Raw genomic sequence first — 11,948 nt, forward strand, 5'->3', positions numbered from 1 at the left:
TTACAATTAAGTTAGGAGACATGACGTGTCTGATTATTTAAGTAGACAATTTGGCTTACATGGAAAAGTTGCAGTCGTTACAGGCGCTAGTCGTGGACTAGGGCAGGGCATTGCTCTCGCTCTTGGAGAAGCGGGTGCGACAGTAATAGCGATTGGCTCTTCAACTAAAAGTGTAGAATCGACAATTGAAATGTTATTTAAGAAAGATGTTGTATGTGCAGGTTATGGATGTGATCAATCAGATACGTCTCAAATAATCGATACTGTAAACAAGATAGTCGAGAATCATGGCCGAATTGATGTTTTAGTAAATAACGCGGGGACAATTAAGCGTTCACCAGCGCACGAGTTTTCCGATGAAGACTGGAATGAAGTAATAAATGTTAACTTAAATGGTGTATTTACATTTTGCCGAGAAGCCGGCAAACAGATGCTTAAGCAAGGTAGCGGGAAGATAATTAATATCGCATCGTTACTGAGTTTCTCTGGTGGAATAACAGTACCTGCCTATGCAGCAAGCAAAGGCGGCGTAGCTCAGTTGACTAAAGCGCTTGCTAATGAGTGGGCTAACAAAAACATTCAAGTTAATGCAATTGCCCCTGGCTATTTCGAAACAGACAATACTTTTAATATCCGTCAAGACAAAGAGAGATTTGAAAGTATTAGTAGCCGAATTCCTGCGGATAAATGGGGGCAACCAGATGACCTGGCAGGTGCAGCTATTTTCCTTTCTTCAAAGGCCTCATCATATGTTAACGGGCATGTATTGCTTGTTGACGGTGGCTGGATGGCTCGCTAAAACGAGCCCATTCAATTTTTCACCTCACGATAAAAAGGTTTCGCATGAATTTTCTTTTCTCTACAAATAAACGCAGCTACCCCAGCATGACTAATGAAGAGCTTAGAGAGGCTTTCTTAACTGAGCCGCTTTTCACTCCTGGTAAGCTTTCACTGACTTATACCGACGTAGACCGAGCTGTTATAGGTGGCGCAATGCCGACTGATTCTGCTATTGAGTTACCTACACACAAAGAATTAGCGGCTGATTACTTTTGTGAAAGGCGAGAACTTGGCATCATTAACATTGGTGGTAACGGGGCTGTTAAAGTTGATGGCACTAACTACACGATGGCGCAAAAAGATAGCTTATATGTGTCGAGAGGAAGTAAAGAAGTTACTTTGTCATCGGATGACCCAAATGAGCCTGCAAAATTTTATATGGTTTCATACCCAGCACACCGTGTAACTAAAACAGTTCACGTGCCTAAAATCGATGCAAAACACATTGAACTTGGTTCTCAAGAAACATCGAATGAGAGAACGATATTTCAGTCAATTCGTCCAGGAATCGTGGACAGTTGTCAGTTAGTGATGGGGATTACAGAGTTAAAAACAGGCAGCGTCTGGAATACTAAGCCACCTCATACGCATTTTCGTAGAACTGAAATATATATGTACTTCGACCTTGACCAAAGCGAACGAGTATTTCACATGCTTGGTGAGCCTAAAGAAGTCAAAACTTTGCCATTAGCACCTGAAGTTGCCATTGCATCTCCTAGTTGGTCTATTCACAGTGGGGTCGGTACGACTAACTATAGTTTTATCTGGGCAATGGGTGGCGAGAATCAAGAATTTGACGACATGGACCACATCGAAATCTCTTCGTTAAGCTAGATAATCTACTGAAAATAGCTATCAAGTATGTAAATTATATCAAAATCAATCATGAAATGAGTTTTTTGATTGATTTTGGTTATTTTGGTCCCTATATTAATATCTATAACGCTAAATAGGACAGAAAAGTAATGCTTGAAAAGCAGCGACAGCAGTTAATTCTAGAAATATTGGAAGAGTCAACATTTGCGAGTGTACCTGAGTTGTGTAGTCAACTTGGAGCATCAGAAGCAACTATCAGACGAGACTTAAAAAAACTATCTGCGCAGAAAAAGATTAAAAAAATTCGCGGCGGCGCACAGGTAATAGATAGTGGCTCCACTTCAAACTTCTATCTTTCTGGAAACGCTTTTCTAATCGATAAAGAGAAAAACGCAGACATAAAACGCGCTATCGCTAAAACCGCATGCGAACTTTGCAATGACGGTGAATCAATCATTATAAATGGCGGTAGTTCGACATTTATGATGGCAGAATTTTTAAGAGATAAGCGACTCAATGTACTCACCAACTCGTTTGTTCTTGCCCAAGACTTAGTGGAAAATAGCCAAAATCAGGTGACGTTACCTGGCGGCGAGGTTTACCGAAAACAAAGTATAATATTGAGCTCGTTTGAAAATGATACGACTCAGAACTACCGCGGGACTATGATGTTCATGGGCACGCCAGGAATTAGCAAGTATGGCGTAATGGAATCTGACCCTCTCTTAATTTTGGCGGAAAAGAAATTGCGTAAGCAAGCTGATAAGTTAGTTGTATTAGCTGACAGCAGTAAAATTGGTTTACAGAGCAATCTGGTTTTCTGCGATTTGGATGCGGTTGATATAGTGATCACGGATAATCGCGCGGACAAAGCACAGCTTGATGAAATCAAAAGCTACGGTATTGAAGTAATCGTCGTTGATGTCGAAACCCTCGCTGCTGCGTAACTATCATTTTTAATAACTGAACTAATAGTTTGGTAAGCGGACGTTAGTTTCCGTCACCACTTATGTAAAACGCTACTTATTAGAGGTTTCCTACAACTTGAAACCTCTATTCACTAGCCCGTTCAATAAGTCCCCCCTTAATTCTAATACCTTTTGATGCGATGCACTCAACTATCGTCAATCAATAGTTATTAATCAAAAGCTTTCAATTGCAATCACGATTTGGTATACATAGCGTTAACAATTAGGGATACCGAATAACTACTTAAAAGTTTGAATGAATACGCCATAGCTTATGTTGGTGTTGCTATTTAGTCGGTATCTCCGTCATCTCAGAAAACTGGAGTTAGCGTTAGAGTGAAAGCTGTTTTAGATATTGGTAAAACTCATATAAAACTATTGTTTGTGTCAAATCATGAGCAGGTAGCGAGTTTCAGTTGCAAAAACGCCCCTATAGCGGGCCAATACCCTCAAGCAGATGTCGACAACATATGGGACTGGATTGTCGAGACGCTAAAGTCATGCACCCACACTAAAAATGTCGAAGGGTTCGTTGTGACTACCCATGGGGCAACTGCTGCGCTTATTGATAGCAATGTTACAGATAAATCAAGAGCGCTCACGCTTCCCATCTTAGATTATGAATATCAAGGTATCGATGAATGCGCTGAGCTATACAAGGCAGAGCGCCCAGTTTTCAAAGAAACTTACTCGCCTTATCTTCCAGCAGGTTTAAACCTAGCCAAGCAATTATATTGGTTACAAAGGAAGTATCCAGAGCCGTTTTCGAATGCGGATACAATCTTATTGTATCCGCAGTATTGGGCATGGAGGCTAGGTGCTGAGCTAAGCTCTGAAGTAACGTCATTGGGTTGTCACACAGACTTATGGAAGCCTATAGAGGGTGAATACTCTTCTCTTGCAAATAAGAAAGGGTGGTCTAACTTGTTTCCTCCTTTGAAGAAAGCATGGGATTGCATCGGAAACGTGACCGATGATGTTTCTAAACAGACCGCCCTACCGACATCGTGCAAGATTTACTGTGGTATTCATGATAGTAACGCGAGCTTTTTACGATACCTGAATACCGGCGAACAAGATGATGAGTTCACCGTCATATCTACAGGAACTTGGACGATATTGATGCAGTCAGGTGGTACTGTTAACTCTCTTCACGATAAAACAGATACCCTAGCCAATGTTGATATCAACGGTAACCCTGTTTCCTGTGCAAGATTCATGGGAGGGAGAGAGTACGAAAGGATATGTACAACCTTGGGTGGTAATATAAAGATGAATCCGACCGAGAGCGCAATTCAAGATGCTCTGAGTAATTTTTGGCTTGTTACTCCGGATTTTAGTGAAGGTAATGGGCCGTTTCCGGGTATTAAACCTCGCTTGCTATGTCCAGAAAAACCAAGTTCTCCGCAGGCTATTGCTACTCTTTACTGCGCACTAATGATCAATCAGCGTCTGAGTGATTTAAACGCTGAAGGGCCGATTTACATTGAAGGGGCTTTTTTAAAGAATCCTTTACTCTGTCGTCTTGTTGCTCAATTGAGACCAAACCAAACCGTATTCGCATCTTCAGACAATACCGGTACTGTACTAGGAGCGGCAGCACTTATTAGATATGGTGAACAAGCAAATAAGCTTGAGCTAGAAACCGTTGAACCTTCTTATTTCTTTGGTCTAAATGCGTATATAAAAGAATGGCATAGATCAATCAAAGGCGAGCAAAACTAAAAAAATCAATCAATTTTGTACATGCTTAATGGCATTAACAATCAAATATCAATCATTGGTGATTGAAATTGATTGACAAGGATTGGAAGTGGCGTGTATTGTGGGCGTATTAATCGATGTTCACATTTGTGATACATAACTTACTGTTAATTTTAGGACACCGTAATGGCTTTTAAACCCGATGATTACAAGCATGTAAAGTATCTTTGGAAAGATGAAGAAGCAGATAAGCTTTCTCCAGTAGAAAATCTAGTCTATCGTTCCAATAAGCTAGGAGAAGACCAAAGAATTACAAACACTGGTGGTGGCAATACATCTGCAAAGCTATTTGAGGAAGATCCGTTAACAGGTGAGCAGGTAGAAGTATTGTGGGTTAAAGGTTCTGGTGGTGATTTACGTACTTCCAAAAAAGAGAATTTCTCCTCTCTTTATGAAGATAAACTAAAGGCTTTAGATACAGTTTACCAGCAATATCCTGATAAAGGTTATAAGTCTGCAGGCGAAGATCGCATGGTTGGTATGTTTAAACACTGCAACTTTTGCTTGAACCCGAGAGCGTCATCAATCGATACGCCTTTGCACTCTATGATTGACGAAAAGCATGTCGATCACTTACACCCAAATGCAGTTATATCGGTTGCCTCTTGCAAAGACCAAGAAGCCCTTACGGAAGTGATTTGGGGTGGAAAACTGGCATACGTGCCATGGATGAGACCTGGATGGGAAGCCGCTAAAGTTTGTGAGGATAGTTACAAGGCGAATCCAGATATCTGGGGAATTTTGCTGGGACAACATGGCCACACAAATTGGTCTTCAGAGAGTAAAAGCTGTTATGAGACGTCACTATGGGTTATTGAAACCGCTGCTCGTTATATTGAAGAGCATGATAAAGGCGAGCAAACATTTGGCGGTCAAAAGTATGCGCCGTTATCTGCTGAGGATTCGAAGAAGCTTCTCGTAGAGTTTATGCCAATTGCTCGAGGCAAACTTTCGAATAAGGTTAAATATATCGGCACATTGCAAAATGATGAAGCAACGCTACGTTTCGTAAATAGTGTAGATGCTCCTCGACTCGCTGATTTAGGCACATCTTGTCCCGACCACTTCCTTCGCACAAAAATTAAACCATTGTTTGTAGACTTTAATCCTGAAACAGATGACCTAGAGACATTGGTTGAAAAGTTTGAAAATTCTCTTGAGAAATATAGAGAAGACTACACGGCCTATTACGAAGCATGTAAGCGAGAAGACTCTCCAGCAATGAGGGATCCGAGTCCTACAGTTGTTCTTATTCCTGGCGTTGGAATGATTGCATGGGGCAAAAATAAAAGCGAGTCGAGAGTCACTGCTGAATTTTATAACTGTGCAATTGAAGTTATGAGAGGCGCCGAGGCTATATCAGAGTACACAGCATTACCAGCACAAGAGGCATTTGATATTGAATATTGGGCGTTAGAAGAAGCCAAATTACAAAGAATGCCTAAAGAAGCCCCTTTAGCAAGAGATGTAGTTGTAGTAATCGGCGCAGGCGATGGTATCGGCAAAGCTACGGCTCACCGCGTAGCGAAAGAGGGCGCGCATGTTATTTGTGCTGATTTGCGTTTAGAAAATGCTAAAGCCACAGCAAAAGAGCTTGAGGCTCTATATGGTAAAGGTATCGGAGTAGCTGGAACAGGTATTTCTTCATGCGGACCGGCGATTGCCTTAGAAGTAGATATCACAAAGCGCGATACCGTAGAAGAGTTGTTTGCTAACGTTACTCTTGCCTACGGAGGTATCGACAAAGTTATCGTTACCGCTGGTGTTTTCATCGCAGAAGGCGCAGATTTGGCGAAGAATGATCAAGTGTTTGAACTAAGCTTTAACGTAAACGTTAAAGGTGGCTATGTCGTTGCTTCTGAAGCCCAAAAAATTTGGGAAAAGCAGCAAATGAAAGGGAATATGGTTTTAACTACAAGTGTGAATGGTGCTGTATCGAAGAAAGGTTCGCTTGCCTACGATACGAGTAAGTCTGCAGCAAACCACTTGGTACGTGAGCTTGCGGTAACACTAGCACCGCTTGTAAATGTTAACGCGCTGGCACCTGCGACTGTTGTGCAGGGTAGTAGCATGTTCCCACGTGACCGCGTTATATCTTCGCTAACTAAGTATGACATTCCGTTCCAAGAGTCAGACTCCACTGAGGAACTTCGTACACGCCTAGCTGAGTTCTATGCGCAGAGAACACTTACTAAGTCACCAATTACGCCTGAAGATCAAGCAGAGGCAGCTTACCTTCTTGTATCTGGTCAGCTTAATAAAACCACAGGCCAAATTATTAGTGTAGACGGCGGTTTGCACGAAGCCTTCCTACGCTAGGAGTATATTATGTTACGTAGAATAGATTCAGCTTTAATAAGCGAAAAAAACGAAGAGTTATATAGCAACCTTAAAACTGACTATGACGCACTTGCTGAGAAGCTAGCACGTGATGGTATTGATATCGAGAAGTTCACCAAGGCCGCTGAAGACTTTCAAATTGCTGTTCCTTCATGGGGGACTGGTACCGGCGGTACAAGGTTTGCCCGTTTCCCATTACAGGGTGAACCCCGCAATATTTTTGAGAAACTCGAAGACTGCGCGGTGATTAATGAGCTTTCTGGTTGTACCGATAGTGTGTCGCCGCACTTTCCGTGGGACAAGGTAGATGACTTCAGCGAATTGAAACAAGCGTCTGATGAATACGGAATTAAGTGGGTTTCCGTTAACTCAAATACTTTTCAAGATCAGAAGGGCCAAACGGCATCTTACAAATACGGTAGCTTGAGCAATACGCAAGAAGCCTCTCGCGAGTTGGCCATTCAGCACAATCTAGACTGTATCGAGTACGGTAAAGCGCTAGATGCAAAAAGTCTTACGGTGTGGGTAGGTGATGGTTCTAATCACCCTGGACAACAGCATTTCCAACGTGCGTTTGAACGCTATTTGTCTAGCATGGAAAAAATCTATGCTGGGCTTCCTGATGACTGGGAAATGCACATCGAACACAAGATGTTTGAACCCGCATTTTACTCGACTGTGATTCAGGACTGGGGCTCAAATATTCTTGCGGCTATGCACTTAGGTCCAAAATGTAAATCACTTGTCGATTTAGGCCACCATGCACCGAATACAAACATTGAAATGATTGTTTCTCGCCTGATTCAGTTTAAGAAACTTGGCGGTTTCCATTTCAATGATAGTAAGTATGGCGATGACGATTTAGATAGTGGTTCACTGCATCCATATCAACAATTCCTAATTTTCAATGAATTAGTTGATGCTGAATATCGTCAGCAGGCAGAGTTCAACCCATCTTATATGTTGGATCAATCGCATAACGTTACTGATCCTATTGAGAGCTTAATTATTTCTGCAATCGAAGTTCAGCGTTCTTACGTTAAAGCATTACTAGTGGACAGAGAAGCGCTATACGGTTATCAAGAAGACAATGATGCGATGATGGCCTCATTAGAGCTTAAGAAAGCATTTAACGTTGATGTTACGCCTATCTTGGCCATGGCGCGCTATCGTCAGTCTGCGGCGATTAATCCTATCGGTGCTTATCGCTCTGTCGATTACAGAGAAAAAATGGATAAAGAGCGTCCGCGCGACCCTAATTCCACTGGCTCAGGTATCGTGTAAGTAACGATTTGGTAGCCGCTTTCTACCTGTACTCTACAAAAAAGCGATTCAAGAAGAATAAAGAAGAATAAGAATAATATAAGTAGCTATTGTCAAACTATCGGAATAAGAAAACGCAAATGTTATTGAGTAACTGTCATAACTATCATGATTTTAGAAAGTTAGCGCAAAAAAGGTTGCCTGGTCCTATATTCAATTATATCGACGGGGGAGCTGACGACGAGGTAACTATGCGTCGCAACTCTGAATCCTTTCAGAGTTGCGACCTTATTCCAAACGTTCTGACCGGTGTAAAAGACATTGATTTAAGTGTTGAGGTGATGGGGCAGAAGCTTGCGCTTCCAGTCTATTTATCCCCTACGGCACTGCAGCGCCTTTTTCATCACCAAGGTGAGCGCGCGACCGCAGGAGCAGCGGAAAAATTTGGAACGATGTTTGGTGTTTCTTCCCTTGGTACAGTGAGTATGGAAGAAATCGCTAAAAAATATGATACGCCACAGGTTTATCAGTTCTATTTTCATAAAGATCGTGGCCTGAACAGGGCTATGATGGAAAGAGCCAAAGAATCTAATATCGAAGTTATGATGTTGACTGTAGATTCTATTACCGGCGGCAACAGAGAGCGCGATTTGCGAACAGGTTTCGCTATTCCCTTTCGACTCAACCTCAAAGGTTTATGGCAATTTGCAACACGCCCAATGTGGGGCATTAACTACATTACCCACGAGAAATTCTCTCTTCCTCAGTTAGACGCCCACATCGACATGGGAGGCGGTGCTAGCTCAATAGGTGACTATTTTACTAATATGTTAGACCCCTCGATGAATTGGAAAGATGTTGAAGAGATGGTTAAGTTCTGGGGTGGCCAGTTTTGCTTGAAAGGCATAATGAGTGTTGAAGATGCAAAGCGTGCTGTGGATATCGGTTGCACGGGGATCGTTATTTCTAATCACGGCGGTCGTCAGTTAGATGGTTCGAGAAGTTCGTTTGATCATCTGGCTGAAATTGTTGACGCAGTCGGCGACAAAATAGATGTCATATTTGATAGTGGTGCTCAAAGAGGCACTCACGTTTTAAAAGCATTAGCGCTTGGGGCAAAAGCTGTTGGCTTAGGACGTTATTATCTATTTGCTTTAGCCGCGGCGGGCCAAAAAGGTGTAGAGAGAGCGATGCAATTAATGGTTGCGGAAATCGAGCGCGATATGCGACTAATGGGCTGTTCAAAGATTAGTGACCTTAACCGCGATCATATTCGATTTAGATAAGTTCTAATTTCACGCACTATTTTCGTCCCCGTCTTGATAAATAATTAGTCTTCATAGTTGTAGTTTTAAATTAACTGCGAACTAACTTAACCTAATTGGATTAACTATGAAGACTATCGCTGCATTAATTATAGCTAGCTTATCTTTTTCATCTTTAGCTAACACTACAGAAGTACAGGATTTTAGGCCTGTTTTTAAACTAAGAAACGATCTACAGTGCTGGCCAACTGAACCCGCCCAAGGACTTAACTCTGGCAATTGCACTAGCAAATCCTCATTTCAGGTGTCACCTCCTTCTGTTTATGTAGAAAGCTATTCCGAATTAGTAGGCGGAAATAGTCATTCACTCATTACTTACTGGGCTTACTACGGCAATCAAAATGGTTGTACTACTTTTGACAGTGGTCACTCCGATGATTGGGAGCCAGTAACTGTACACACTGTAAATGGCTCGATAAAACACGTCACTTACTGGCAGCACAATGGTAGGTACACCAAACCAGTCTCAGAAATCGAAACCGATGGTAGTCACCCAGTAGTTTATGTAGGAAAGTATTCTCACGGTAATTATCACGACCAGCGTAGTAGGGCATCTTTCGACAGTTGGGCATTTGGGACGGGGAGCTACTGCTACTATTGGAAAGATCCCAGAGGGCCGGGTCAAACATGGGCTCCGGGAGTTCAAGAACTTTCTAGTATTGGACAAAATAGTGTTTTCCCTGGTTCTACAAACCCAATTAACAGGGATCTTAGGCCGCATGAAAGAACGGTGTGTAGAACTGATGGAGGAAGGGTTTTAGCAGGAATAATCGACGGGACAGAAAATACTTGTGATAGAAACCCTTCGTATTTAAAAGATGAAAACATGTTGCTCAAAGATATGTTTTATCTAGATATTTATTAATTCTCAGTGAGGTGATTTTTTCACCTCATTACATTTAATATTTAAGTCGTAAAGTTAGATTTTAAATGGGGTTGCGGGGCTTCTGAAATCTTAGTGTCACACAAAAGTTATACGATAATTCAATGGAATTTCAGTACATTAACGAATAATGAAACCAGCGGCAGATTTACATTGGGATGAATTAGAAAATAGCGACGTAAAAGATTTGCTCGCTTCGCTAAAGGCATTTATTCGAAGTTTAACGGTCGATAAAAGCCAAGCTGACGATATCTTTCAAGAGACAGTGTTGAGGACGAAGAAAAGCAAGCATCTATCGGAATTAGACTCTCCACTCGCCTATATGATTACGGTGTCGAAAACAGTTTTATACGATTTTCAGAAAAAAAATGTTCCGCAGTACGTCGATATTGAAGAAGTAAGTATTCAATCTGACGACTATTCGCCAAGTAATACTTACCTTAATCAACAGAAACTGGCGCTGGTAGACAGTATACTCTTGAACATGTCACCTCTCAGAAGAGAAATTTTTCTACTTCGAAGAGTAGACGGCTTGGCGCGGGATGACATCGCTAGAAGGTTAGATGTAAGTGTTGAGGTGGTCAAAAAGCATTTAACAAGAGCGATGGTAGAAATCACGGTGAAACTTGAAGAAGCTGGATGGCTAGAGGACAACTAAAGATGAAATTCTACCTCTCGGTTTTACTGTACAGGGTAAATGGCGTAATAAGATGACATCAATAGTTTTAGAAGAAGCAGCAGACTGGTTTGATCGTATTGATGAATTAAGCGAAAAAGAGCAGCGTGATTTCGCTAACTGGCTTGCTGTAGAAGAAAACAAGGCTGCTTTTCGCAAGATAGCTACCGCAATGGGGCAGCCCGAACTTGCTGCACGGTCAATCGCTTTATCGACAAAAATCACAACGAATATCACGCCACTAACGCAAAATGGTCTAACTGAAAACAAAAATGTAGAGGATAAAGTGTCGCGCAATCGCATAGCGACTTATTGGTCAATTGCTTCGGCGGCCTGTATTGCATGTGTTGTCGTGTTTATTACTTCGGGTAATGTCGATATAACGGCGAACTCTGAGGAACAACTGTCTGCCCTTGCTGACCATGAAACCAGTACTTTCACCGTTATTTCAACTTCTACAACAGAAGAAAAGTCCAACGTATTAGATGATGGCTCAATTGTTTATCAAGGTGGTGATAGTCAAATAAGTGTAGCGTTTAGTGCTGAAAAGAGAGAGGTTAACCTCACTAAAGGCCAGGCATATTTTGACGTAACGCATGCGCCACAAAGACCGTTCATTGTCGATTTGGATGAAGCAACAATCACAGTTGTAGGGACTGCTTTCGACATTGATAGGCTAGAAGGTCAGACTATTGTAAAAGTTTACGACGGTACGGTAAGAGTTAGCGCCGACCGCGAAATTCTCTTAAATAGAGGTCAAGAAATTAAGCTCGAAAACGGGGTTATTACATCAAACTCGGCATTTACGCCACAGCAGCTCCCAAGTTGGAGGATGGGGTGGTTAAGTATTGAAGACACACCTATAAACGAGGTGATAGCAAGATTGAACCGTTATTCATCACGACACGTCAACTACATTGGCGACCCAGATGTAATAATCTCAGGGCGGTTTAGTTTACGTGATATTAGTGAGTCTCTAAACTTATTATCTTCAATGCAAGAATTCTCGGTCGAACGAACGAGTTCGGATTACATAGTGAGACAAATAAAGTAGCCACTCACCATGCTTAAAC

At 41.9% G+C, this 11,948-nt stretch carries 10 protein-coding genes; all 10 read left to right on the forward strand.

Features of this window, described 5'->3' with window-relative positions; translation table 11 throughout:
* Positions 1-25 precede the first annotated feature (25 nt).
* The 10 genes from ACM0P2_RS20705 to ACM0P2_RS20750 all read left to right on the forward strand — a co-directional run bounded on the left by ACM0P2_RS20705 (position 26) and on the right by ACM0P2_RS20750 (position 11,929).
* Positions 26-799, forward strand: coding sequence for a glucose 1-dehydrogenase (locus tag ACM0P2_RS20705; RefSeq protein ID WP_419227737.1), 774 nt, complete (start codon positions 26-28; stop codon positions 797-799).
* Positions 800-843: 44 nt separating this feature from the next.
* Positions 844-1,674 carry a 5-dehydro-4-deoxy-D-glucuronate isomerase gene (gene kduI / locus ACM0P2_RS20710; RefSeq protein ID WP_419227738.1) on the forward strand — a complete coding sequence of 277 codons (831 nt, stop codon included), beginning with the start codon at positions 844-846 and terminating at the stop codon, positions 1,672-1,674.
* Between the two features lie 131 nt (positions 1,675-1,805).
* Positions 1,806-2,603 (forward strand): DeoR/GlpR family DNA-binding transcription regulator, encoded by a 798-nt coding sequence (locus ACM0P2_RS20715; RefSeq protein WP_131094859.1) that lies wholly within the window; start codon positions 1,806-1,808, stop codon positions 2,601-2,603.
* 357 nt (positions 2,604-2,960) lie between these two features.
* Positions 2,961-4,349 (forward strand): FGGY-family carbohydrate kinase, encoded by a 1,389-nt coding sequence (locus ACM0P2_RS20720; protein WP_419227739.1) that lies wholly within the window; start codon positions 2,961-2,963, stop codon positions 4,347-4,349.
* Between the two features lie 165 nt (positions 4,350-4,514).
* Entirely contained in the window at positions 4,515-6,707 is a 2,193-nt protein-coding gene (locus ACM0P2_RS20725; protein ID WP_159120552.1) for a bifunctional rhamnulose-1-phosphate aldolase/short-chain dehydrogenase, read from the forward strand.
* Positions 6,708-6,716: 9 nt separating this feature from the next.
* Positions 6,717-8,012, forward strand: coding sequence for an L-rhamnose catabolism isomerase (gene rhaI, locus ACM0P2_RS20730; protein WP_419227740.1), 1,296 nt, complete (start codon positions 6,717-6,719; stop codon positions 8,010-8,012).
* A 119-nt stretch (positions 8,013-8,131) separates the two neighbouring features.
* Complete coding sequence (locus ACM0P2_RS20735) at positions 8,132-9,277, forward strand: alpha-hydroxy acid oxidase (RefSeq protein ID WP_159120554.1); 1,146 nt, start codon at positions 8,132-8,134, stop codon at positions 9,275-9,277.
* 283 nt (positions 9,278-9,560) lie between these two features.
* The gene (locus ACM0P2_RS20740) at positions 9,561-10,181 is read left to right on the forward strand and encodes a hypothetical protein (protein ID WP_419227742.1); all 621 of its coding nucleotides are present in this window, start codon (positions 9,561-9,563) and stop codon (positions 10,179-10,181) included.
* A gap of 148 nt (positions 10,182-10,329) precedes the next feature.
* Positions 10,330-10,857, forward strand: a complete 528-nt coding sequence (locus ACM0P2_RS20745; protein WP_159119915.1) for an RNA polymerase sigma factor — start codon at positions 10,330-10,332, stop codon at positions 10,855-10,857.
* Between the two features lie 52 nt (positions 10,858-10,909).
* Positions 10,910-11,929, forward strand: a complete 1,020-nt coding sequence (locus tag ACM0P2_RS20750; protein ID WP_159119914.1) for a FecR family protein — start codon at positions 10,910-10,912, stop codon at positions 11,927-11,929.
* The last annotated feature ends 19 nt before the right edge of the window (positions 11,930-11,948 follow it).

This window comes from Alteromonas sp. OM2203 (assembly GCF_048517045.1).
Lineage (GTDB): Bacteria > Pseudomonadota > Gammaproteobacteria > Enterobacterales > Alteromonadaceae > Alteromonas > Alteromonas gracilis.